Annotated in this window: 23 protein-coding genes and 1 pseudogene; 14 read left to right on the forward strand and 10 right to left on the reverse strand. The window is 33.1% G+C overall.

Annotated elements, in window-relative coordinates:
• Positions 1-20 precede the first annotated feature (20 nt).
• Together nagE and SOJ_RS06815 are read left to right on the forward strand one after the other, a co-directional pair.
• Positions 21-1,519, forward strand: a pseudogene (nagE, locus tag SOJ_RS06810) (N-acetylglucosamine-specific PTS transporter subunit IIBC).
• A 221-nt stretch (positions 1,520-1,740) separates the two neighbouring features.
• Positions 1,741-2,862, forward strand: coding sequence for an HAD family hydrolase (locus SOJ_RS06815; RefSeq protein ID WP_002507331.1), 1,122 nt, complete (start codon positions 1,741-1,743; stop codon positions 2,860-2,862).
• 166 nt (positions 2,863-3,028) lie between these two features.
• Here the strand turns inward: SOJ_RS06815 and serA are convergent, their stop codons facing one another.
• The 3 genes from serA to SOJ_RS06830 all read right to left on the reverse strand — a co-directional run bounded on the left by serA (position 3,029) and on the right by SOJ_RS06830 (position 6,402).
• A complete protein-coding gene (serA, locus tag SOJ_RS06820) occupies positions 3,029-4,645 on the reverse strand; it encodes a phosphoglycerate dehydrogenase (protein ID WP_002507332.1) in 1,617 nt (538 codons plus the stop codon).
• Positions 4,638-5,798 (reverse strand): pyridoxal-phosphate-dependent aminotransferase family protein, encoded by a 1,161-nt coding sequence (locus SOJ_RS06825; protein ID WP_002507333.1) that lies wholly within the window; start codon positions 5,796-5,798, stop codon positions 4,638-4,640. The genes serA and SOJ_RS06825 overlap by 8 nt, the downstream gene beginning before the upstream one ends.
• 163 nt (positions 5,799-5,961) lie before the next feature.
• Positions 5,962-6,402: an SACOL1771 family peroxiredoxin gene (locus tag SOJ_RS06830; RefSeq protein WP_002507334.1), complete on the reverse strand. Its 441-nt coding sequence runs from the start codon at positions 6,400-6,402 to the stop codon at positions 5,962-5,964.
• 79 nt (positions 6,403-6,481) lie between these two features.
• On the opposite strand from SOJ_RS06830, the gene SOJ_RS06835 reads away from it, so the two are divergent.
• The gene (locus SOJ_RS06835; protein WP_002507335.1) at positions 6,482-7,222 is read left to right on the forward strand and encodes a glycerophosphodiester phosphodiesterase; all 741 of its coding nucleotides are present in this window, start codon (positions 6,482-6,484) and stop codon (positions 7,220-7,222) included.
• Between the two features lie 82 nt (positions 7,223-7,304).
• On the opposite strand, the gene SOJ_RS06840 is transcribed toward SOJ_RS06835, so the two are convergent.
• From SOJ_RS06840 to SOJ_RS06850, 3 genes are all read right to left on the reverse strand, one after another.
• On the reverse strand, positions 7,305-7,832 hold the full coding sequence (locus SOJ_RS06840; RefSeq protein ID WP_002507336.1) for a GNAT family N-acetyltransferase: 528 nt from the start codon (positions 7,830-7,832) through the stop codon (positions 7,305-7,307).
• 189 nt (positions 7,833-8,021) lie between these two features.
• A complete protein-coding gene (gene rpsD / locus SOJ_RS06845; protein ID WP_002507337.1) occupies positions 8,022-8,624 on the reverse strand; it encodes a 30S ribosomal protein S4 in 603 nt (200 codons plus the stop codon).
• A gap of 255 nt (positions 8,625-8,879) precedes the next feature.
• Positions 8,880-9,344: a GAF domain-containing protein gene (locus tag SOJ_RS06850; protein ID WP_002507338.1), complete on the reverse strand. Its 465-nt coding sequence runs from the start codon at positions 9,342-9,344 to the stop codon at positions 8,880-8,882.
• Between the two features lie 229 nt (positions 9,345-9,573).
• On the opposite strand from SOJ_RS06850, the gene ezrA reads away from it, so the two are divergent.
• The 9 genes from ezrA (at position 9,574) to SOJ_RS06895 (ending at position 19,589) form a co-directional block, all read left to right on the forward strand.
• On the forward strand, positions 9,574-11,265 hold the full coding sequence (ezrA, locus tag SOJ_RS06855) for a septation ring formation regulator EzrA (RefSeq protein ID WP_002507339.1): 1,692 nt from the start codon (positions 9,574-9,576) through the stop codon (positions 11,263-11,265).
• Positions 11,266-11,489: 224 nt separating this feature from the next.
• Entirely contained in the window at positions 11,490-12,626 is a 1,137-nt protein-coding gene (locus SOJ_RS06860) for a cysteine desulfurase family protein (protein ID WP_002507340.1), read from the forward strand.
• Positions 12,623-13,846 carry a tRNA uracil 4-sulfurtransferase ThiI gene (gene thiI / locus SOJ_RS06865; protein WP_002507341.1) on the forward strand — a complete coding sequence of 408 codons (1,224 nt, stop codon included), beginning with the start codon at positions 12,623-12,625 and terminating at the stop codon, positions 13,844-13,846. Before SOJ_RS06860 ends, thiI begins: the two co-directional genes overlap by 4 nt.
• A 113-nt stretch (positions 13,847-13,959) precedes the next feature.
• Positions 13,960-14,733, forward strand: coding sequence for a sulfite exporter TauE/SafE family protein (locus SOJ_RS06870; RefSeq protein ID WP_002507342.1), 774 nt, complete (start codon positions 13,960-13,962; stop codon positions 14,731-14,733).
• A 325-nt stretch (positions 14,734-15,058) separates the two neighbouring features.
• Positions 15,059-16,051, forward strand: coding sequence for a signal peptide peptidase SppA (sppA, locus tag SOJ_RS06875; RefSeq protein WP_002507343.1), 993 nt, complete (start codon positions 15,059-15,061; stop codon positions 16,049-16,051).
• A gap of 8 nt (positions 16,052-16,059) precedes the next feature.
• On the forward strand, positions 16,060-16,602 hold the full coding sequence (locus tag SOJ_RS06880) for an RDD family protein (RefSeq protein ID WP_002507344.1): 543 nt from the start codon (positions 16,060-16,062) through the stop codon (positions 16,600-16,602).
• A gap of 89 nt (positions 16,603-16,691) precedes the next feature.
• A complete protein-coding gene (gene tpx / locus SOJ_RS06885) occupies positions 16,692-17,186 on the forward strand; it encodes a thiol peroxidase (RefSeq protein ID WP_002507345.1) in 495 nt (164 codons plus the stop codon).
• 169 nt (positions 17,187-17,355) lie between these two features.
• A complete protein-coding gene (locus tag SOJ_RS06890) occupies positions 17,356-18,303 on the forward strand; it encodes a class I SAM-dependent methyltransferase (RefSeq protein ID WP_002507346.1) in 948 nt (315 codons plus the stop codon).
• Positions 18,304-18,389: 86 nt separating this feature from the next.
• Positions 18,390-19,589 (forward strand): acetate kinase, encoded by a 1,200-nt coding sequence (locus tag SOJ_RS06895; RefSeq protein ID WP_002507347.1) that lies wholly within the window; start codon positions 18,390-18,392, stop codon positions 19,587-19,589.
• Between the two features lie 133 nt (positions 19,590-19,722).
• Here SOJ_RS06895 and SOJ_RS06900 read toward each other — a convergent pair whose 3' ends face one another.
• Together SOJ_RS06900 and SOJ_RS06905 are read right to left on the reverse strand one after the other, a co-directional pair.
• Positions 19,723-20,895 carry an esterase-like activity of phytase family protein gene (locus tag SOJ_RS06900; protein WP_002507348.1) on the reverse strand — a complete coding sequence of 391 codons (1,173 nt, stop codon included), beginning with the start codon at positions 20,893-20,895 and terminating at the stop codon, positions 19,723-19,725.
• Positions 20,896-21,155: 260 nt separating this feature from the next.
• On the reverse strand, positions 21,156-21,659 hold the full coding sequence (locus tag SOJ_RS06905; RefSeq protein WP_002507349.1) for a universal stress protein: 504 nt from the start codon (positions 21,657-21,659) through the stop codon (positions 21,156-21,158).
• Positions 21,660-21,800: 141 nt separating this feature from the next.
• On the opposite strand from SOJ_RS06905, the gene ald reads away from it, so the two are divergent.
• A complete protein-coding gene (ald, locus tag SOJ_RS06910; RefSeq protein ID WP_002507350.1) occupies positions 21,801-22,916 on the forward strand; it encodes an alanine dehydrogenase in 1,116 nt (371 codons plus the stop codon).
• 323 nt (positions 22,917-23,239) lie between these two features.
• Here the strand turns inward: ald and SOJ_RS06915 are convergent, their stop codons facing one another.
• A complete protein-coding gene (locus SOJ_RS06915) occupies positions 23,240-23,869 on the reverse strand; it encodes a copper homeostasis protein CutC (RefSeq protein ID WP_002507351.1) in 630 nt (209 codons plus the stop codon).
• A complete protein-coding gene (locus tag SOJ_RS06920) occupies positions 23,866-24,918 on the reverse strand; it encodes a M24 family metallopeptidase (RefSeq protein ID WP_002507352.1) in 1,053 nt (350 codons plus the stop codon). Before SOJ_RS06920 ends, SOJ_RS06915 begins: the two co-directional genes overlap by 4 nt.
• Positions 24,919-25,125: 207 nt before the next feature.
• Between SOJ_RS06920 and SOJ_RS06925 the strand changes: the two genes are divergently transcribed.
• Complete coding sequence (locus SOJ_RS06925; protein WP_002507353.1) at positions 25,126-25,815, forward strand: metal-dependent hydrolase; 690 nt, start codon at positions 25,126-25,128, stop codon at positions 25,813-25,815.
• Positions 25,816-25,975: the final 160 nt, after the last annotated feature.

Here is a 25,975-nt window from a genome sequence, read left to right on the forward strand (position 1 = left end):
TTTTGAAATGGGGAATTGTTATGTTTAGTTTCTTTCAACGTCTTGGTAGGTCTCTTATGCTTCCTGTTGCAGTGTTACCAGCAGCGCAATTATTACGGGTATCGGTAACGCATTAACAGCAATGGGAGTCTTACCAACGGTAGCAGCGTTTTTTTCGTCTGCCGGTTCGACGATTCTTGAACAACTAGGTATTCTTTTTGCAATTGGGGTAGCATTAGGAATGGCTAAGAAAAATGATGGCGCAGTAGCACTCGCGGCTGCAGTAGGTTTCTTTTTAACTACAGTTGTTTTAAGTCCAGCAAAATTAGCACCATTATTAGGTGTTAAAGAAACAAGCGTAAACGAAGCTTTTGAACAAATGAATAATTCTAACGTGTTTATTGGTTTATTGATTGGTTTAATCGCAGCGTATACTTACAACAAATTTAGTAAAACTGAATTACCTACAGCGTTATCATTCTTTAGTGGTAAACGTTTAGTACCAATTTTAACAGCATTCTTTAGTATTATATTGGCCGTATTGATGTTATTTGTTTGGCCATTTATTTATTCAGCAATTGTAATATTTGGAACATGGATTTTAGATTTAGGTTCAGGAGGAGCTTTCTTATATGGTTTCTTTAACAGATTATTGATACCGACTGGATTGCATCACGCGTTAAACTCAGTGTTTTGGTTTGATTTAGCAGGTATTAATGACATTGCTAAATTCCAAACTGGTGATGGTGCAGTACATGGTATTACAGGACGTTATATGGCTGGCTTCTTCCCAGTAATGATGTTTGGTATCCCGGCTGCAGCATTAGCGATGTACCATACAGCAGAATCTAAACAGAAAAAACGTGTTTATGGTTTAATGTTTGGTGGCGCAGTTTCAGCATTCTTTGTTGGGGTTACTGAGCCAATTGAATTCTCATTCATGTTTGTGGCACCAGTGTTATTTGTGATACATGCATTTTTAACTGGTTTATCCATGTTTATAGCAGCATTGTTCGAGTGGACAGCAGGCTTCTCATTTAGTGCTGGTTTAATAGACTATGTACTATCATTAATTAATCCTGTTTCAAGTCAACCATACATGTTGTTAGTACAAGGACTTGTATTCCTTGTTATATATTACTTTGTATTTAGATTTGCTATTAAAGTATTGAAATTAAATACACCTGGTCGTGGGGATAACTTACTAGCAGATCCAACTTCTGATGAAGCGTCAACGGGAGATGCTGCAGATTCAGAAGGAGCAACTACAGCGACAACTAATAAATATACAAATACAGCAAGCCAAATTTTAGATGGATTAGGTGGCAAAGAGAATATTTCATCATTAACAAACTGTGCTACTAGATTACGCATGGAATTACATGATAATACCATTATTGATGAAGCTAAGATTAAGGGGGCAGGAGCTGTCGGTGTGACAAAGAGTGGTAAACATAATGCCCAAGTTATTATCGGCACTCAAGTTCAGCAAGTAGCTGATGAAATTGAAGTACAAATGGAATCAGAGCAGCAAAAATAATGGAGACGCAATAATAACTAAATAAGTTTATTTTAGGATACGCCTAATCATAGTTATCACTGAAAAGTGGAACTTTGTAAGGCGTATTTTTTATCTAAAAAAATTAAATATTTAACGATATGATTTGTTTGATAAAATGATGAAAATACATTGCTCTTTTCATGGGTAAATAGTACGATGAACTAGTATCAGAATTTTCTGATTTAAGGAGAGTAGATGACATGAAGTCGGTATTATTTGATGTTGATGGTGTTTTTTTAAGTGAAGAAAGGTGTTTTGATGTATCTGCATTAACGGTTTACGAAATGCTTATGAGTAAAGATTATATGGGCTTAGATCCATCTATACAATTTGATGATTTAAGTGATCAACAAATTACTGAAATAAGAGAAATCGTATTCTACCATGATGAAATTTTAACTAAGTTAAAGTCACTTGGATTAAATTCAAATTGGGATATGTTATTTGTAGTTGTAGCCATTCACTTTATTGAAATATGTAAAACATTACCCCAAGAAAAATTAGTGGAAATTTTAAATCCAGAAAGCTTTAATCAAGAAACATTGCAACAAATTGGTGGAAATATTTTTGATATAGAATTGAACTTTGAGTCACCATTATCGTTTTTAGATGGTATAAGTTCAGGAAAAGATAATATTTATCAAACACTTGTTACGCATGCTGGTGATCAGTTAAATACAAAGCAAACAGCATTATTTGAACTGAAAAGTCCGTTTTGGACGCTAGCTCAAGAGGTTTACCAAGAGTGGTACTTAGGTTCTAAGTTATTTAACGAAGTAGAACAAAAGCCTAACCGTACAGAATTTAAAGCAGGTTACATATATAACGAAGTTGTGTTAAGACCTGTAACTGAAATTAAACAGTTATTAACAGATTTGAAAGCTGCTGGCTATCATATAGCCATTGCAACTGGTAGACCTAGAACAGAAACATTAGTGCCATTTGAAGCAATTGGTATCAAAGATTTATTTGATGATTTACATATTGTTACTGCAAGTGAGGTATTAATCGCTGAGGAACAATATCCTAAGTTAAAACCATTAGGTAAGCCTAATCCGTTTAGCTATTTAGCAACATTAGAAGGTAATCATTTAAAAAATTATGAAAAATATGCTACAAATCAAGAAAATCGTGTTTATAAAGATGATGTTTTTGTGGTAGGAGATTCATTGGCAGATCTGTTAAGTTCTAAAAAAATAGGGGCGACTTTCATTGGTCCATTGACAGGTTTGAAAGGACAGAATGCACGTGAAGAATTAGAGTCTTACGATGCTGAATATATCGTAGACCATGTAGGAGATATTAGAGAAATATTATTGTAATTAAAAGATACTACGCTTATTATTTGATGACTAAATAATAATGCGTCAGTATCTTTTTTTTATTGCCAACAAAAAATACCAATCCATTAGAAAACTAATAGATTGGTATTTTTAATTTAAGAAATAAGGTGTTTATATTCTAAGTTCTTTTATGATGATTCAATATTTAAATATTGTAGTTTGCATCACTTTGAATATCCAGTTCAACGCTTCGTATCAAATTAAATCCTTCAATTTGATATAATGCATCAATAACATCTGGTGTAACAGGGTGGTCAATTGATAATACCATTAGGGCGTTACCACCTTGGTTTGTACGACCAAGGTGCATTGAAGCGATATTGATATCATATGTGCCAAGAATTTGTCCTGTGCGGCCTACAATGCCTGGTCTATCGTTATGATTTATTACTAGTTGGTGATGTTCTGGTTTAAAGTCTACTGGATAATCATTGATACGTACGATTCTTGGACCATAACCATTGAGTACAGTTGCGCCAAGTTTAATTTGAGTATCTTTATTAATTAATGTTAATTCTATATAGTTACTAAAACCACGATGTTTTGTATTCTTTTCAATATTATAAGATACACCTTGTTCGTTTAAGAGTACTAAGGCGTTGATTAAGTTTACACGTTCTGCTAAATCTTGACGTAAGACGCCAGATACAAGTGTTCTTGTAATCAAACTTGTATCATCTAATGCAATGTCACCTTCGTATTTGATTTGTAGTTCGCGAGGTGCTTTTTCAAGTAATTGAATACCGACTTCACCAGTCATTTTACTTAATTCAATATAAGGCTTCAATTCATCATTGATTTCACTGTAAGTCATTTTTGGTGCGTTAATCGCGTTTAAGACGTTACCATTTTCGAAAATATCCACGATTTCATTTGCTACTGAAACAGCCACTTTTTCTTGAGCTTCGACAGTCGATGCACCTAGATGTGGTGTAACAATAATTTTATCGTTATCAACAAGAGGGGACTCAGTTGCTGGTTCGCTTTCAAATACATCTATTGCCGCACTTTGAATTTGATCATTGTTTAAAGCGTCTAATAGCGCTGTTTCATCAATAATACCACCACGTGCTACGTTAATAATTTGTAACGTTGGTTTTGCCTTTTCGAAAAAGTCTTTACCAACGATACCTTTAGTTTTTGGAGTTAATGGTGTGTGTACAGTAACGAAGTCTGCTTGTTCAGCAATTTCTTCAACTGTTGCACGTGTGACATTTAGTTCTTTTGCCTTATCTTCAGATAAGTAAGGGTCAAAAGCTAAAATATGCATACCGAAACTTTGTGCACGTTTTGCAACGCCTAAACCAATTCTACCAGCACCGATGACGCCAAGCGTTTTATTATAAAGTTCTGTACCTCTATATGTTTTACGGTCCCATTTTCCATTTTTCAATGATTGATGTGCTTGTGGGATATTACGTGCCATTGATAAAATCATAGCCATAGAGTGTTCAGTAGCAGAAATAGTATTACCATCTGGTGCATTAATTACGATAACACCATTTTTGGTAGCTGCATCGACATCAATGTTGTCTACACCGACCCCAGCTCTAGCAATAACTTTTAGATTTGGTGCTGCTTCAATCATTTCTGCAGTGACTTGTGTTTGGCTTCTAACAATTAAGCCTTGGTAATCACCAATTTTTTCAACGAGTTCGCTTTCATTTAATTCTGTATTGATTTCGACTTCGAAGTCTTTATGGTCAATTAAACTTTTTAAACCTTCTGGAGAGATTGGATCAGATACTAAAATTTTATACATATGCTTTTACGACCTCCATGTACTGAGTAATTGCTGTACCAATATATGATTCTTTTCTGAATTCAGTTAATAGAATTTCTAATGCTGATACGACTTGTAAAATATCAAAAGGTGAAATTTGACCCATATGACCTATGCGTAGAATTTCTCCTTTTAGATGACCTTGTCCACCTGCAATCGTTATAGCAAAACGGTTTTTAAGTTCATTTTTAATGAAGTTGAGTTCTTCTTTTGATTTAGGCACAAAGGCCGTAACAGTAGGTGAAGCAAACTCATCTTGGACTAATAAATCTAAGCCTAGTGAATTGAGTGATTTTCTTAAAGCATCACGTATTGCATAGTGACGTGCAATAACTTGGTCTAATCCTTCTTCTTCAACTAATTTGGCGTAGGCATTCACACCTCTAAATAACGAAACGTTTGGTGTGAAAGGTGTTGAATTTGCTTCTAAAGATTTCAAATATTTATTTAAATCTAAATAAAATCTTGGCGTCGTAACTTGGCTAAATCGTTCTTTAGCACGATTATTATAAGCTACAAACGCTAAACCAGGAGGCAACATAATAGCTTTTTGACTACCAGAAATAAGCACATCAATCTGATCTCGTTGTAAGTCTACATCAACTGCACCGATACAACTCACGCCATCAACAATAAAGTAAATTGATTCGTCGTATGCTTTAAGGGCATGTCCTAATTCATGGACAGGGTGCAACACTGCAGTGGATGTTTCACAATATTGACTATAAACTGCTGTAATATCTGTGTTCAATGATTTTAAGAAGTCAATAAATTCAGGCACGTTTACAGCCTTGCCCCATTCGACTTCAAAAATATGTACGTTTTCGTAATATGTTTCTGCAATTTGTTTGAAACGATTACCAAAAGCACCTGAAACAATGATAACAATGTTGTCATCAGGATTTGCAATATTTAACATGCTTGCTTCTAAAGAGCTTGTCCCACTAGAAGTTAATATCATTACGTCATTTTGCGCACCGAATATTGGTTTTAGAGCACGAAATGCTTCTTCAGCAATTGTTTCAAAGTCACTTGATCTGTGTCCGACCATTGGTGACTGTGTTGCGTGTAAAATTTCTTCTGGTACTGGCGTTGGTCCTGGTGTAAGTAACATAGGACGATAGTATTTCATATGTGATTCCCCCAATGCTTATGATTGTATTAGTTTAGCAAATTTTCAGATAATATAAAAGTGCAAAAGTTAAAAGATTATGTAAATAAACAAAATAAAATATCATGAAAGGGCATACATTGTTATCGCATTCATATTCCGTCATATATAAAATTTTTTTAAATTATTTTATTTTTGGTTCTATTTTTACAGTGACATTACCTTTAATTGAATTTGAAATCATACAATTATTGTCTGCAACCTTTAAGAGTTTAGGTAGTTTTCTAACTAAGCTATCTTTTTGTGCAGTTTCAACTTCAATAACAGGGTAGTGGATAATGTTGTCCATACGAAATTTGGCATTTTCAAATACAGCTGTACCTATAGAAGATTGTTGAATTTCTATATTGTTAAAACCAGAACGTTCGAGTACAGCTGCAAGTGAGATAATATAACAAGAAGATGCAGCTGAAACTAATAATTCATCTGGGTTTGTACCAGTTCCATTGCCGCCTAAACCTGATGGTATAGATATTTGTTCATCTAATACGTCTCCGTTAAGTTGACCTACAGCTTCACGACCACCAGACCATTGTGTGTTTACTTTGAATTCATGTTGAACCATAACGATTGACCTCCAGTTGATTTATGATAATTTAAGTTTAGATGAAAATATGATATAAAGAAAGAGGAGAGCAACTTTAATGACAATATATAATAATGAGAACAAGCTCATATTAGTGGCACATCGTGGTATTGCTACATATTTTCCTGAAAATACGATGATTGCTTTTAAAGCTGCACTTGTAAGTGATATTGATATATTAGAAATAGATATACACAGGACATCAGATAACCATCTCGTAGTTATTCATGACGATTCGATTGATCGTACTTCGAATGGATCAGGAAAAATCAAGGATATGAATTTAGCGGAATTGCAACAATTTGATTATGGTATAACTAAAGATAAGCAATTTGCGGGAGCGACAATACCGACTTTGGATGAAGTAATTAATTTAATTCAAGATTATCATCAAAAGTTACTAATAGAATTAAAACAGCCACAGAATTATCCTGGAATTGAAAGTGAATTAATAGATGCATTAAATGCATCAGATTTACCAAAAAATAAAGTGATTGTACAATCATTCAATCAAAAAAGTATGAAAAAAATATTTGATATGAATGAAGGCTATGAACTAGGTGTATTGATTAGTAAAAAGAAATATTGGTATAAATTACCTCTATTCAAAAGCATTGCTGCCTATGCAGATTATGTAAATCCAAATTATGCTTTAGTGACAGAGAAGTTTTTAAAAAATGCACATCAGTATAAATTGTCAGTAATGCCCTATACAGTGAATGAGCATGAACAAGCAAAAGCATTGCAAAAACTAGGTGTAGACGGACTGATTTCAGATAATCCAAATGATATTTTATAAAAATGAAAATATTAAAAAAGCTTAAATGAATTTAAAGGGTTCATTTAAGCTTTTTCTAGTTTTAATAAAAATGAAATGTATATTATTTAATGTGAGATAAATCATTATCATGATGATTTACCCAATTCTTTTTTAATAATCCCATCACATGACAATCACTATATTCACCACGAGTATAAAAATGTTCTTGTAATGTACCTTCGATGGAGAAGTTTTGTGCTTTATAAATATGAACAGCTTTTTCGTTGTTAACATCAACAAATAAATATATTTTGTGGAGATTAAGTACTAGGAACGCATAATCAATAGCCATTTTAAATGCACTTTTGGCATATCCTTTGCCACCATATTCTGAATCAATAATAATTTGAATTTCGCAGTTACTATGTATAAAGTCGATTTCAACTAATTCAACTACACCGATTCGTGTTTGATCTTTTTCAATAATAAATCTACGTTCAGTCTCATCTAATAAATGTTTTTTATATAATGATTGAAGTTCACTTAATGATTGATAGGGCTCTTCAAACCAATAAGACATAATGGAATATTCGTTATTTAAGTGATGTACAAAATCTAAATCTGTTTCTTCTAATGCTCTAATAATCAAATTTAACACTCCTTTATTCATAAGCATACAGTAATTATTATGAGAAAGTAAAAAGATATTGTGCCATGTGTGAGGGGGTTAGAAGGATTTCTGCTTATAATTAAATATTTGGATGAAAGGTGTTAATTATATAGTAATAAAAAAACCAAGAAATCCTCGAAAGGACTTCTTGGTTTGAAATTAAAACGCTTATCTTGAGTAGTACTCAACGATAAGTTGTTCGTTGATTTCAGCAGGTAATTCACTACGTTCAGGAACGCGTACATATTTACCTTTTAAGTTGTCTGCATCAAATTCTAAGTACTCAGGTACAAAGTTATTGATTTCAACAGATTCAGCAATGATATCTAGTTTTAAAGATTTTTCACGTACTGAAATTTCTTGACCAGGTTTTAAAGTATATGATGGAATATCAACACGTTTACCATCTACTAAAATGTGACCGTGGTTAACAAGTTGGCGAGCTTGGCGACGCGTACGCGCTAAACCTAATGAATATACAACTGCATCTAAACGAGCAGCTAGTAATTGCATGAAGTTTTCACCATGGACACCATGTTGGTTACCAGCAATTTCAAATGAGTTACGGAATTGTCTTTCAGTCATTCCGTATAAATAACGTAATTTTTGTTTCTCACGTAATTGTAATGCATATTCTGATAATTTTTTACGTTGGTTAGGACCATGTTGGCCTGGAGCGTATGGACGCTTCTCTAATTCTTTGCCAGTACCACTTAATGAGATACCTAAACGACGTGATTTTTTCCAGTTCGAACCTCTAAATCGAGCCATAATAGACTCCTCCTTTTTCTCTTTTGTTGTTATGAAAAAACAAAAAAGAGTGTTGCATGCTTATTTGGATATATTGTTTTATGTATCCTCACCTCATAGCTACGGTTACACGACACGTCCGCGTTGGGAACAACATAGAGCCAACTAATAGGCAACTGCTAATTTCGTTTATTCACACAAAGAACATTGTACCATGTTCTGAATTACTGTCAATAGTAAACCCAGATTTACCTATAGAAAGACGATTGTTAAATATTAAGCTATTTGCTGTTCTAGGACTTTAACAATTTCTTCTAAAGCAATTTTATCTGTGTCTGAAAAGCGATTTGTAATAGGGGCATCAATATCTAAGACACCAATGATTTGATTGTCTTTATGAATAGGAACAACAATTTCTGATTTACTATTCGCATCACATGCAATGTGTCCTGGAAAAGCATTAACGTCTTCAACGAGTTGTGATTCGTTTGTTTCTACAGCTGTGCCACATACGCCTTTGCCGATAGCAATATGTACACAAGCAGGATGACCTTGGAACGGTCCTAAGATTAATTCATTATTTTCTATTAAATAGAAGCCAACCCAATTAATTTGATCTAACGAATCATTTAGTAAAGCAGAGACATTGCTAAGTATAGCAATTAAATTTGATTCATCTTCGATTAGACTAGCAACTTGCTTTTGTAATAAATCGTAATTTGTTTCTTTTACCTCTGTCATATTAATAAAACCTCACTTTTTACTTTTCATTTAGTATAAAGACTGTTTTAATAGTAATCAATCAAATGATTTGTAAGGGCTTTTTTTAGTTGCAACATGATACATAATATTAACAGAGATAGATTTACTATGAAATTTAAAATATTATCAATGATTAATTCATTTTCTCTTTTAATGCATGGGTAAATTACGTTATAATGAATAGTGATAAAATAGGAGGAGAAAACATATGGTATTGTATATCATTCTAGCAATTATTGTTATTATACTGATTATTGTCGGTGTATTATTCTATATGCGTTCGAATAAAAGCCAAATGATTGAGAAGGCTGAAGAACGAAAATTACAAGTAGAGCAATTACCCTATGATGAAAGTTTATCTCAATTATCTGATTTAACTTTAACAGGTGAAACAAAATCTACTTATGATAGATTAAAACAAACGTCTTTAGATAGTAAAAATCAATATTTGTTACCATTAGAAGAAAAGATTCACAATGCGGAAGGTTTACTTGATAAATTTAAATTTTCGCAAGCGCAAACTGAAATTGATGAAGCACACGAATTAATGGATAAATACGAAGAAAATTACAATGTATTAACTACAGATGTCGAAGATATTATGGGCGTACATAAAGAGAGTGATCACTTATATGAAGAATGTAAAGTGGATTACCGAGAAATGAAGCGCGACGTGTTAGCGAACAGACATCAGTTCGGTGAAGCAGCAGCGCCGTTAGAACATGAAATTGAAGCATTCGTACCAGAAATGGAAAACTATGAATCATATAAAGCAGAAGGTAATTATGTTTACGCACATGAACATATCAAAACTTTAAATGAAGATATGAACTTTTTAAAAAAGGATATGTCAGAAATTCCTGAGTTAATCAGAGAAGCACAAAAAGAATTACCTGGACAGTTCCAAGATATGAAATACGGATGTAGAGATCTCAAAGTAGAAGGCTATGATTTAGATCATGTCAAAATTGATAGCACTTTACAAACGCTTAAAACAGAACTTAGCTTTGTAGAACCGATGATTAGTAGATTGGAACTTGATGAAGCGAATGAAAAATTAAATAATATTAACGATCGTCTTGATGAAATGTATGAATTAATTGAGCACGAAGTTAAAGCGAAAAATGAAGTAGAAGAATCAAAAGAAGTCATTACAGATAATTTGTTTAGAGCAAAAGAAATGAATTATACTTTACAAACTGAAATTGAATATGTACGTGAAAATTACTATATAAATGAAAGTGATGTACAGAATGTAAGACAGTTTGAAAATGAAATTCAAAACTTAATAGCTGTTTATGATGAAATTCTAAAAGAAATGGCCAAATCTGCAGTACGCTACAGTGAAGTTCAAGATAACTTGAAATATATCGAAGAGCATGTAGCTGTGATTAATGAAAAACAAGAAAAATTACAAAATCACTTAATTCAACTACGCGAAGATGAAGCAGAAGCAGAAGAAAATATCTTACGTGTACAAAGTAAAAAAGAAGAAGTTTATAGAAAGCTATTAGCTTCTAACTTACCAAGCGTACCAGAACGTTTCATTATAATGAAAAATGAAATTGATTATGAAGTGCGTGAAGTAAACAAGAAATTCAGTGTACGTCCAATACATGTTAAACAATTGAAAGATAAAGTATCTAAAGTAGTGCTACAAATGAATAAATTTGAAGATGAAGCTACGGATGTGCTTGTTAATGCAGTTTATGCTGAGAAACTTATTGAATATGGTAACCGTTACCGTAAAGATAGTTCGAACATAGATAAAAGCCTTAATGAGGCTGAAAGACTATTTAAAAATAATAGATACAAACGTTCAATTGAAATATCTGAACAAGCTTTAGAAAGTGTTGAACCAGGAATTACCAAACAAATAGAGGATCAAGTTATTGGTTAAACCATTTAATTATTATAAATAACACCAGTAAGACACGAAATGAATTATGATTTCGTGTCTTTTCTTTTTATCAAAAGCGAGTATAATGCTTAAAGGGAAAGTATAAAATTAATTTTAAAATGACAGAAAAGTATTGTTATTAATACAATAACTTAAATATAAATATAAAATTAGTATCACTTCTTAAATAAGTGTGTATGATAAAATGAAATGGAGTGAAAGAATTGATATATCTTGATAACGCCGCAACGACAAAGCCAAACCAAGACGTGCTGGATACTTATGTAAAAGTAAATCAATCATTGTATTCTAATGCTAATAGTCCGCATCAAGCCGGCTTACAAGCAGACCAATTGTTACAACAAACTAAAAAACAAATAAAAGATTTGTTTAATTTAGATGGAAAATTTGATATTGTTTTTACAAGTGGTGCGACTGAATCTAATAATATGGCGCTTAAAGGCGTAGCATATAAGAAAAAAGCATTTGCTAATGAAATCATCACTTCAGTACTTGAGCATCCATCTGTATTAGAAGTTGTACGTTCATTAGAAACGGAAGGGTTTATTATTAAATATGTTGATGTTACTGAAGAGGGTCAAATCGACTTGGACCATTTAAAAACATTGATGTCGGATGATGTTGCTATAGTAACCTGTATGCATGTTAATAATATTATGGGTCAAACCCAACCAATAGAAGAGGCTGCAAATATTGTGCACCAATATCCCAAGGCACATTTTCACGTAGATGCAGTACAAGCGATTGGTAAAGTGCCATTATGCTTTGAAGGTGTAGATACATTGAGTTTAAGTGGGCATAAATTTCACGGTTTGAAAGGGCAAGGTATATTATTTGTTCGAAATATTCATCAACTTGAACCTATTATTCACGGTGGTGGACAAGAGTATGGTGTGAGAAGTGGTACAGTTAATTTACCGATGAATATTGCAATTGTTAAAGCCATGAAAGCAGCTGTGAATCATACCACAGAACTTAACCATACTTTAAATGAATTTAATGCTGACTTACGTCAATTTCTTACAGGGTTTCACGGCGTCAAGCTGAATTCACCTCAAAATTCAGCGCCACACATTCTTAATGTTGGTTTATCAGGCGTAAAAGGTGAAGTATTGGTCAATGCATTTTCAAAACATAACATCATGTTATCTACCACAAGTGCATGTTCGTCTAAAAAAGCGAGTCTAAACGAAGTGCTTTTAGCGATGAATGTGCCTAGAAAACAAATTGAAGGTAGTATCAGAATTTCAATGGGAGCCAATACGACTCAAGAAGATATTCAAACATTTAAAGAAAATTTTTATAAAGTATATGAAGAAGTAAGGGAGCTGTTAGTATGATTTATGATCATATATTAGTAAGGTATGGCGAATTAACATTAAAGGGTGCAAATCGTAAAATATTCGTGAATAAATTACGCGCAAATGTTAAGCGTTCATTAATGCCATTGCAAGGCTATAAAGTAAAAGCGAATAGAGATAGAATGTATATTGAATTAGATGAAGGTGCAGACATAGATGAAATGTGTAATAGACTAAAAAAAGTATTCGGCATTTATTCTATTAGTCCTGTATTAAAAATTGATAAAACTGTAGAAGCGGCAAATGAACAAGCCGTTCAATTTGCAAAAGACTACGCAAACGGAGATACGTTTAAGATAGACGTGAAACGTTCAGATAAAAACTTTCCTTATGACACATATCAATTACAACGTGGCATTGGTGCTGCGGTATTAAATGCAACAAAGGATTTAACTGTCGATGTCCACAATCCAGATCACAATATAAAAGTAGAAGTGCGTTTAGATGCCATATATGTCTATGACAAAACTATAGCTGGACTTGGTGGCTTGCCAGTTGGAACAGGTGGAAAAACATTACTTATGCTCTCAGGTGGTATTGATTCTCCTGTAGCTGGTATGGAAGTCATGCGAAGAGGTGCGATGATTGAAGCAATTCATTTTCATAGCCCGCCCTTTACAAGTGAAAAAGCTAAAGAAAAAGTAATTGAATTAACACGTATTTTAGCTTCTCATGTAGGTCCAATTAAATTACACATTGTACCTTTTACAGATTTACAAAAACAAGTTAATAAAGTTGTACATGAACGTTATACAATGACATCTACACGTCGAATGATGATGAGAGTAGCAGATAAACTTGTACATGAAATTGACGGACATGCCATTGTAAATGGTGAGAATCTTGGTCAAGTAGCGAGTCAAACTTTAAAGAGTATGTACGCAATTAATAGCGTAACTTCGACGCCAGTGTTACGTCCATTACTCACATTAGATAAAGAAGATATCGTTAAAAGAGCTAAAGAAATTGGAACTTTTGATGTCTCTATACAACCTTATGAGGATTGTTGTACTATTTTCACACCAAAAAATCCTGTAACTGAACCTGATATTGAAAAAGTGGAAAAATATGAAAATATTTTTGATTTTGAACCATTAGTACAACAAGCTGTGGATCAAATCGAAACAATAGAAATTTCAAATCACTACCAAAGTGATAAAGACTCAGAGACACAAACTTTGGCAGACGATTTATTTTAAATACGAGTTTAAATTATAGTAAGCATCATTTAAAAAATATAAAACTTAGTTTTAGATGTTCAATTTATAATGAATAATCAGTTAACATGATTTAAACAGACAGGGGTTGGCGCATGTTAGAGTGGGACATTTCAATTGTAATTATCATCATACTTCTTGGATTTTTAGCAGCGTTTATTGATGCAGTTGTCGGTGGTGGGGGATTAATTTCTATCCCTGCACTTTTGGCAGTGGGTATGCCACCAGCTATGGCGTTAGGTACTAATAAATTAGCTAGTGCATTTGGGTCGATGACCAGTGCATTTCGTTTTTTAAGGTCAGGCAATGTCGATCTGAAAGTTGTTGGGAAGTTATTTCCATTTGTATTCTTAATGGCTATGGGTGGTGCGAGTGTGGCGACATTTTTACCGTCTGAACTATTAAAGCCAGTGGTAATCATTATCTTAACGCTTGTCATGATTTATACATTAATGAAAAAAGATTGGGGTAGTATACGTACTTTTACAAAACTCACTACCGGTAAAGCTATAATATTTGCAGCTTTAATGTGCTTAATAGGTCTATATGATGGATTTTTAGGCGGCGGCACAGGTTCATTTATGCTTTTTGTTTTATTAATGTTTGGATTTGATTTTTTAGGTGCAGCAGGGAATGCCAAAGTATTAAATTTTGCATCCAATTTAGGGGCATTAATATTATTTATATTCTTAGATCAAGTCGATTATTTTTATGGCTTTATCATGGCTGGTAGTATGATTTTTGGATCATATTTGGGTGCTTTATTTGCAATTAAAAAAGGCGTTGGTTATGTCAAAGGTCTGTTTATTGTAGTTACTGCTATTTTAATTTTGAAAAATGCGTATGATTATTTAATGCAAATCATGTAGCAATTACAAAAATATATTAAAATAAAGTAGTTCTTATACAAGAGCCTTAACGCTTGTCTTCCTTTGTTTGTCAGCCTTATAGAAGCGGGAATATGAAATCAAATTTTGATTTCGTATTCCCGCTCTTTTTTGTATACAGTTTTATAAAATACGGCATAGTGTCACTTCGCATTATTAGTACTTTTTTACTGTAATTCTGATAAAACACTATGATATTTTAAAACTCTTTTAATATATATTTGGGATAAGGTATACATAGCTTAATTGATTATGGTTAAATTGGGGATGGAGTTAAAAGGAAAATAAATTATGGGAGTGAGTGTAAATGTCGAAGAAAAGGATTATCGCAATCATACTTGCGGTTGTCATCGTGTTAGGCGGCATCGTGATGAGTTCAATTTCAGCGGTCTTTTCATCTTTATTTGATGAACAAGCTACATCTAAAATGGACCCATTTACAGAAAAAGTAGAAAAAGAGGGCAATTCAAGTAAACGAATTGCACATTTAACATTAGATGGCCAAATAGCTGAAGGTACAGGTGGAGGCATGTTTGGTGGCGGTGGTTACAACCATGAGGCGTTCTTAAAACAATTAGAAAACGTAAAAAATGATGACACAGTCAAAGGTATGTTGTTATCTGTGAATACTCCTGGTGGTGGCACATATCCAAGTGATGAAATTTATCAAAAGATAAAAGAAATTAAGCAAAAAGATAAAAAGATTTATGTACATATGGGTAGTATGGCAGCATCTGGTGGATACTACATTTCAGCACCAGCAGACAAAATATACGCAGGTCCTCAAACAATGACAGGATCAATCGGTGTTATTATGTCTAGTGTTGATTATTCAGAATTACAAGAAAAAATAGGCGTTAAAGAAAATGTTATAAAATCAGGTGATCATAAAGACATATTAAGTAGCTCAAGAGCTATGACAAGTGAAGAAAAAGATATTTTACAATCTGTATTAGATGATAGTTTTGATCGATTTGTGAATATAGTTAAAGACGGTAGGGATATGTCTGAAAGTAAAGTTAGAGAGTTAGCTGATGGACGAATCTACAGTGCACAACAAGCGGAAGATAACGGGTTAATTGACGAAATTGGTTATGAAGATGAAACGTTAAAAGCAATGAAAAAAGATATGAAAGCAAAAGATGCAGAAGTATTTGAGTATAGTGAAGAAGGTAGTTTCTTCTCATCGTTTAGTAATGCAAAAGCGAGTATTGCTCAATTTAAAAATGAATTCAATGAAGTTAAATCAATAATTAAAAATGATACTGAAGCTGAACCTATGTATCTATACGAAGGTTAGGTGTAATAATGGATAATATGAAACAAGATGATACTGCACATAAGGTTGCAGATTCAAACGAAGCCCAAACAGAGTCAGATGCACTTGCACATAATCAATTAGCAAAAGCACTATATGCAGGATTTGGTATAAGATTTTGTAGCTTTCTCATTGATTTACTCATCATTTTTGGTATTCAAAGTATTATATTGAAACCAATCTATCATTTCACACATATAGATAATGCAAAGTTATGGATTGATTATTTTAGTGTAGGTCACGTATTAGATGCACTCGTATTTTATTTGTATTTTGTGTTATTAACGAAATATTTTAAACAAACAATTGGTAAAATGATTTTGAATATTAGAGTGGAACGTGCAGATAGACAATCTTTAACTTGGGTAGACGTATTATTTAGAGAATGGATTGGTCGCATTGTCAGTGGCGTATTTGCTAATTTACCTTATTTAGTAACAATATTTACAGATAAACACAAAGGTATACATGATTATTTTGCTGATACTGTCGTAATAAAAAATAAATTTGAAAAATTGTTTTATTTGAAGTAGATTGTTATGTTTCAAAGGGTTTAAGGTTTATTTCATCTGATTAAACAGTTATAATTATTGAGTAAGCACTTTTTATAGGAGGCATTCAAATGGCGCAAATTACATTTAAACAAGAACCAATTACATTATTAGGATCACAAGTAAAAAAAGGTGAAACAGCACCAGATTTTACAGTGTTAGACAATGATTTAAATGAAGTAACTTTATCAAATTATGATGGTCAAAAGAAATTGATCAGTGTAGTACCATCTATTGATACAGGTGTCTGTGATAAACAAACACGTAAATTCAACGAAGAAGCAGCGCAGGAAGATGGCGTCGTGTTAACTATTTCTGTTGACTTACCATTCGCACAAAAAAGATGGTGTGCATCAAATGGCTTAGATAACGTAGTTACTTTAAGTGATCATAAAGAGCTTTCATTTGGTAACAATTATGGCGTAGTTATGGAAGAATTACGTTTACTTGCACGTTCAGTTTTTGTTTTAGATGAAAATAATAAAGTAGTATATACTGAAGTTGTTTCTGAGGGCACTGATTTCCCAGACTTCGATGCTGCTTTAGAAGCATACCGTGCTATTTAAATTAAATATAGGTAATATAAAATTTGTCATTTGATTTGAAGTTAAACAATCAAACAGTATCATTGACATTATAAAGTATACTGTCCATAATTATTTGGTAATATAAGTTAGCATGAACTGACTTAATTTCAAACAAATTATGGACAGTTTTTTTAGAAAGGACTATTAAATGACACAAGAAGAAACAGTAATGGAAAAGTTATTCCAAACACTCGACGAAAAAGCTAAAGCTTTAAATGAAAATAATGGTCAAAGTTTTATTGAAAACTTAGGACTAGCAATGGAACACATTTATACAAGTAAAAGAGACTTGTTAGAACAAGCTACATTGCAAGATAGAAGAAAAGCATTTCAGTTTGCTTACTTAAGCTTAATGCAAAAAGAAGATATTCAAGCAAACCATCAAATTACACCAGACTCTATTGGCTTAATTTTAGGCTTTTTATCTCAACGCTTCTTAAAAAACAAAGAAGAATTACACGTTGTAGACATTGCAAGTGGGGCAGGCCATCTAAGTGCGTCTGTACATGAAGTGTTAACTGAACATACGGTGATGCATCATCTTTTAGAAGTTGATCCAGTATTATCAAGAGTCAGCGTTCATCTAGCCAACTTTTTAGAAATACCATTTGATGTTTATCCACAAGACGCAATTATGCCATTACCTTTTGAAGAGACAGATGTTGTTATTGGTGATTTACCTGTTGGCTATTATCCGGCAGATGAGAGAAGTAAGGAAATGACTTTAGGATTTGAAGAAGGTCACAGTTTCTCTCACTTTTTATTAATTGAACAAGCTGTTGTAGCCTTAAAACAATCAGGTTATGCATTTTTAGTTGTGCCAAGTAATATTTTCGAAGGTTCAAATGTGAAACAGTTACAAAACTTTATTGCTACAGAGACAGAAATGCAAGCATTTTTAAATTTACCTTCGACATTATTTAAAAATGAAAAAGCACGCAAATCTATTCTTGTACTACAGAAAAAAGAAACAAACGTTACTAAACCAGTAGAGGTTTTATTAGCGAACATTCCTGACTTCAAAAGCCCTCAACAATTCCAAGCATTTTTACAAGATTTAAATGTGTGGATGGAAGAAAATCATCCTGAAAATTAAACTGTATTATTCTTGAAAATAAACTGTATTAATGATTAAATAGATAGGTATATTAAAACTTAATTGAAAATGGAGGCAACAAGCTTATGTCAAAATTAATTTTGGCCATTAACGCTGGTAGTTCGTCACTGAAATTCCAACTTATTGAAATGCCGGAAGAAAAAGTTGTTACTAAAGGACTAATTGAACGTATTGGTTTAAAAAATTCTGTCTTTACTATTGAAGTAAATGGAGAAAAAATTACTGATACCAATGATATTGCTAATCACGAAGTAGCAGTAAATATTATGTTAGAAAGCTTTAAAAAACATGGTATCATTGAAAGTATTAATGATATTGATGGTACGGGCCACCGTGTTGTTCATGGTGGAGAATTATTCCCAGAATCAGTTTATATAACTGATGAAGTAGAAAAACAAATTGAATCGTTAAGTGAATTAGCTCCGTTACACAACCCAGCAAACTTAATGGGAATTCGTGCATTCCGAAAACTTTTACCAGAGATACCACATGTCGCTGTGTTTGATACTTCATTCCATCAAACAATGCCAGAAAAATCTTATTTATATAGTTTGCCATATCAATATTATGAAGACTTCGGAATTCGTAAATATGGTTTTCATGGCACGAGTCATAAATATGTTTCACAACGTGCAGCTGAAATTTTAGATAAACCAATTGAAGAATTACGTATTATCTCTTGTCATATCGGTAATGGTGCTTCAATCGCTGCTATTGATGGTGGCGAATCTGTAGATACATCTATGGGCTTCACTCCATTAGCAGGTGTTACAATGGGCACACGCTCAGGTAATATTGACCCAGCTTTAATTCCATTTATTATGGAAAAAACGGGTAAAAATGCAGAAGAAGTATTAAATACACTTAATAAAGAATCTGGATTATTAGGTATTTCAGGTACTTCAAGTGACTTAAGAGATATCATTGAAGATTCTAAAGAGGGTAAAGAAAGAGCCCAATTAGCGCTTGACGTCTTTGCATCTCGTATTCACAAATATATCGGTTCATATGCGACGCGTATGCATGGTGTAGACGTTATTGTATTTACAGCTGGCGTAGGTGAAAATTCTGATCCTGTAAGAGCAAAAGTCTTAGAAGGTTTAGAGTTTATGGGTGTTTATTGGGACGCTAAGAAAAATGAAATGATCCATGGTTCTGAAGGTTTCATTAATTATCCACATTCACCTGTAAAAGTCATCGTTATTCCTACAAACGAAGAAGTAATGATTGCTCGCGATGTTGTAGATTTTGGAAACGTAAAATAATCTGGAAGTAAACCCAGATTCATTAAATGAGTATGAGTTGTAAATATTTATACTTAAATTAAAAGCACCCATTCATTAGAAAAAATAATGAATGGGTGCTTTTATTATTTTATTAATCAGTTTTTAAAATGGATTATTTTTTCTCTGGTTTAACCTCAAAAGCAATAATTTGAGATTGTTGTGTTTCATTAAAGTTATTATCGGCTGTCAATACTAGACTGTCATTACCATTGGGCAGTTTTTTACCAAAAGTCATGCCTTCAATGTTATCAACTTTACCAATATCTTGTTCATTTAAATCAGCAACCAGCGTTTTATTTAAAGGTTTTGCGTTTGTCTCTTTGAGTGAATTTATATCTTTGATATCAGTTCCTTTACTAACATCAATTTTATATATACGCACATAATTACTAAATGAACCATCTTCTGCTTGTACAGATGCACGTTCTAGAGTGAGAAATTCATGATCATTAATGGCTAATATTTCTGTGATTCCATTATCAGCTTGTTTGTTTTTGCCAGGTTTTTTAGGAATGGCATCAAGTGGATATGCAAATTCAGATAATATGTTGCCTTCGCGATCATATTGTGTGATGCGTGATAAAGCGCCTGATTCAGGTGTAGGTTTTTGGCCATCTTGTATTAAGGGGCCCTCCATAGAAGTCCATAACGTATTACCATCTTGGGAAAAAGTACTACCTTCAATAGCTTGATTATTACGGAAACCTTTCTTATTTTGTTTATCCATTTTTATTGTATCTTTAACAGGAATTTCAGTTGAATATTTACCATCTTCAGTTGCTTTACGAATAAATGGATTCAATCCTAAGGAACGATCTCCTTCACTAGTATATAGAATCTCATTAGTATGTGGGTCGAACCGTATCGATTCTGGGTCAGCAACAATATTATCATCGTCGTTCTTATATTGCTCTTTATTGATGTAATCTCTGCCATTCGGTTGTTTTAACTTGTGAACGCCATTAAATTTGACGACTTTGAATTCATTGCTATTATAGTCAATATCAGCTTCATAGAATCTTGCTGGATTGTGTTCTGATCGGTCATCGCTAATAAGTAACCATTTATCATTTTTAGGGTCATACGTTATACCAGACAATCCGCCAACTTTCGTATCTTTGTAAGTTTTATCAAACGGTAAGATTTTAGTGTCTATTAATTTGAGACAATCTGTTGTACGTGTTGTATTGTCTTTTTCTGCAGCAATTATTTCACTATGTAATGTTGTGCTCGAAATAAATAATGTGAACATGCTTGTTATAAGTGCTTTATGCATCGGTTTCATAAGTTGTTCATACTCCTTTCATTATGCGTTTCACTTCAATCATATATCTTTTGTTTAAAGTGTATATGAAGTTTTGATAAGGAGTTTGTAAAAATCACTTTGAATGCGCAATATAACTTTACATGCTCATTCCTTTGGATATTAAAAAGGATAGATTGCTCTAAATAAATGAACAAACTATCCTAGCGAAACAAATTAATAACTTTTGTTTAGACTTTAAATGTAACTAAATCATTTTTATAAAATTAAACTAGTATATTTTAGTGAGCTTGGTGTTGCGATCTAAGTTCGTCTGTTGCTACTTGTGGTTGGAAATCTTCTGGCAGTTCTTCAGTGCGTACAACGAGTACATCACAAGGTGAGTGGCGCACGATTGCTTCAGATACAGAACCAACAATAAATCTTTCTACAGCATTTAAACCAGAAGTACCACACATAATTAAATCAGCTTCTACCTCAGACGCTAATTTTTTTGGAATAATTGCTTTTGGAGAACCAAATTCTAAGCGAGTTTCAACATCTTTAATACCAGCGTTTGTTGCAACTTCTTTATAACCTTTTAACAAGTCGTCAGAGAAATTTTTAGATTTCTCAGTGAACTGTGCATCATAAACCTCGTATGATGAATATGTTCGTGAATCAATGACGTTCACAACTGTTAATTTTGCTTCGTTACGATTTGCAACATCTACAGCTTTATTAAACGCCCATTCAGCCTCGTGTGAACCATCTACCGCAATTAAAATGTTTTTATAAGTTAGCATATCAATGACCTCCTTATTCTTCTTATATATATTATACCACCATTTACAGAATATTAACATAATTCACTGTTGTAAAAGTACTCTATTCTTTGATTGCGCTTTCATAGAATACACGTTACTATAAATTTGGAGGTGGATGAAATGATTATAGGTATTCCTAAAGAGATTAAAAACAATGAAAACAGGGTGAGTTTGTCCCCAAGTGGTGTGCATGCATTAGTTGAGCAAGGTCATAATGTTGTTGTTGAAAAATCTGCTGGTTTAGGCTCTTATTTTGATGATGTGGACTATACTGAAGCTGGTGCAAAAATTGTAAATGAACAAGCTGAAGTATGGAACGTAGATATGGTTATGAAAGTTAAAGAACCATTGGAAGAAGAATTCCAATTCTTTGAGGAAGGATTAATTTTATTTACTTATTTACATTTAGCAAATGAAGAGAAATTGACTAAAGCTTTATTAGAAAACAAAGTTATTAGTATCGCTTATGAAACAGTGCAATTGCCAGATCGTTCTTTACCATTATTAACACCAATGAGTGAGGTGGCAGGTCGTATGTCTGCCCAAATTGGTGCTGAGTTCTTACAGAAATATAAAGGTGGCATGGGTATTCTACTTGGTGGTGTACCTGGCGTAGAAAAAGGACGCGTAAGTATTATTGGTGGTGGCCAAGCCGGGACTAATGCTGCGAAAATTGCTTTAGGTTTAGGTGCTGACGTTACAATTTTAGATGTTAACCCTAAACGTTTACAACAATTAGAAGACTTGTTTGGTGGTCGAGTACATACAATCATGTCAAACCCATTAAACATAGAGCAATGCGTTAAAAATAGTGACTTAGTCATTGGTGCAGTGCTTATTCCAGGCGCAAAAGCACCAAAACTCGTTACTGAAGAAATGGTTAAACAAATGAAAGATGGGGCAGTGATTGTTGATATTGCGATCGACCAAGGTGGCATTTTCGAAACAACAGATCGTATTACTACACACGATGACCCAACTTATAAAAAACATGGCGTAGTACATTATGCAGTAGCTAATATGCCTGGTGCAGTACCGCGTACGTCAACAATCGCATTAAACAACGCGACGTTACCATATGCGCAACAAGTAGCTGGAAAAGGCTATTTAAAAGCACTACAAGATAATCCAGCTTTATCTTTAGGCTTAAGTACGATTAATGGTGAATTAACTAATAAAGGTGTTGCAGATGCATTAAACTTATCATATACCGATATTGAAAGTGCATTAAAATAAAAATACCTATAATACAACTCAACCATAACGAATTGATTGTATTAAATTGATGTAAATAAAATAAGAGTAGGACATATATTTATGTATCTCACTCTAAAATGCCGACAAAGTAACTGACTTTGTCGGCATTTTTTATACATAATTGTCTAGTAGTGTTATAAGGCCAGTAGTAGTTCTTTAAAAGTTTGTTATAAGCGTATTTTCAATTCAGTCAGCTGCTGCCAATATAATAAACAGGCTGAGACATGTAATTATGTCCCAGCCTGTTTTATTGACTCTATAAGATCTTATGTTTTAAGAAGTTAAACTATCAATGACAAGTTTTAAACGATTCTTGTACCATGTACTTCTTGGAAAGGGAAAGAAGATATTAAATCTTGCAAATTATCTTTATTTAACCCGCCACCAGGCATGATTTCGATACGTCCGCCTGTATTAACCACAAGCTTGCCGAGTTGATTTAAATTATCGAAAATATCAGTCCCTGATGGACCACCATGTGTAAGTAATCTAACAAAGCCAATATCAATCAGCTGATGTAGCGCTTTGATTTGACCATGTAAATGAATTTCATCGAACGCCATATGACACACGGAGGGTACAGGTGATGCTAGGTTGTTCAAAGTCTTCATTTGCCATTCATTTAAGACATTATCCTCTGTCAAACATCCGAATACAAAGTAATCTACGTTAAGTTGTTTGATTGCTTTCATGTCTCGTTGCATGATTTCAAAATCATATAAATTATATACGAAATTACCACCACGCGGGCGAATCATTACTGCGATTTCAACCTCATTGGTATGACAAATTTCTGTCGCGATTTCAATCATTCCGATGCTAGGTGTTGTTCCTCCGACACTCAAATTATCACATAATTCTATACGATCAGCACCATTGCTTATTGCTTGTTCAACTTGTTGAATTGTTTCAACAACCGCTTCTTTTATCATTTTTCGTAACCCGTTAAACTTTCATTACCATCTTCAGTTACTAAAATATCGTCTTCAATACGTACACCTGCAACGCCGGGAACGTATATGCCTGGTTCAACAGTGATAACCATTCCAGCAACAAATTGGTTGGTATTTGAACTAGAAACATCTTGATACTCATGTTCTTCTAAGCCTAATCCATGTCCTAAACGATGAGGGAAATAATCACCATACCCTGCATCACTGATAATATTACGTGCAATATCATCTACATCTTTAATTGTAACGCCTGGTTTGATTGCTGCAATTGCTTCTTGTTCAGCTTTCAAAACAACATTATATATTTCTTGAGCTTTATCATTTGGTTCGCCAAATTTAACGGTTCTAGTCATATCACTACAATAATTGTTATAAATAACACCAAGATCAAATAGTACATATTCATCTCTTTGTAATTGATGATCACCAGGCGTACCATGTGGTGAAGCAGCGTGATCGCCGAAGAGTACCATCGTATCGAAGCTCATTTCATTCACACCGTAATCTTTGATTGCATTCTCAATATGATTGACAACTTGGCGTTCCGTGACACCTTCTTTTAAAAAGTCTACACCGATTTCAATACATTTGTCAGCAAGTTCACATGCTTTTTTAATAGTAGCAATTTCATTTTCGCTTTTAACATTACGTAAGTCTTTAATTGTTTGGTCAATATCACCAAAAGTTTGTACATTAAATGCTTCAACGAGTTCGCGTTGACGTTTTACTGTTAAATGTTCAGCTTCAACTAATAATTTATTTACAGTGAACGTATATTTGTCTAATGCATTTTCTGTGTCTAAATATCCAATTACTTCGCCCTCAAAAGGAGAGGCTTTTACTTCATCAACTTCTAATTGTGGACAAAATAATACTTGTTCACCATTTTCTTTGATTAATAATGCGAGTAAACGTTCATGAGGATCACTTAAATAGCCTGTAAAGTAAAAAATGTTTAATGGTGTTGTAATCCATGCTGCTCCAGCTTGTTGTGTTTTTAATTCTGCGGTAATCTGTTCTAATTTCATTTATCATCATCCTCCTAAAAATACTATCATTCTAAGTTTATGTTAGTTCATTACGGAATTCAAAAATAAAATATTATAATGTTGCTATTTTAGCTAAATGTTTTAAAAATATGCATAAAAGCGCTATATAAAATGCACGGATATGTTATAAAATGGTATGAATGTGGTATGTAGTAAATAAACAGATTTATGGGAGGAATTCATATAATGAACTTATCATTTCATGGACAATCAACGATTTATTTTGAAGCGAACGGTAAAAAAGTAATTGTAGATCCATTTATTACTGGCAATGGTCAGTCAGATTTAGATGCAAATGCTATAGAAGTAGACTATATCATTTTAACGCATGGTCATGGTGATCATTTCGGAGATACAGTCGAATTAGCTAATAGAAATAATGCAACTGTAATTGGTTCAGCAGAACTGGGTGATTATTTAACTACAAATAAAAATGTTGAAAATGTAAGACCAATGAACATTGGTGGTAAAGCTGAATTTGAATTTGGTACAGTGAAATTTGTACAAGCTTTTCACAGTTCAAGTTTAACTGACGATAATGGTATTCCAGTTTATCTTGGCATGCCGATGGGGGTTATTATAGAAGTTGAAGGCAAAACAATTTATCACACTGGAGATACAGGATTATTCAGCGATATGAAATTAATTGCAGAACGTCATCCTGTGGATGTTTGTTTTGTACCTATTGGTGATAACTTTACTATGGGTATCGATGATGCAAGTTATGCAATCAACACATTTATAAAACCTAAAATTACTGTACCTGTGCACTATGATACATTTGAATTGATTGAACAAGATCCAAATGAATTTAAATCTGCTGTTACGGTAGGAGAGGTACAAATTTTAAAACCTGGAGAATCAGTTAAATTTTAAAACATTTAATGGATTAGAATTCATAATAAAATAAAATGTCGACAAAATTTCATTATTTTGTCGACATTTTTATGTTTATTTATAAGAATTATTCTAAGCATTCATTTATATTTCAAATTTTTAAGAATATAAACTAAAAACAAACCCAATGCATTTGTGA

Origin of the sequence: Staphylococcus sp. OJ82, from assembly GCF_000294465.1 — a bacterium.
In the GTDB taxonomy this organism is placed as follows: domain Bacteria; phylum Bacillota; class Bacilli; order Staphylococcales; family Staphylococcaceae; genus Staphylococcus; species Staphylococcus equorum.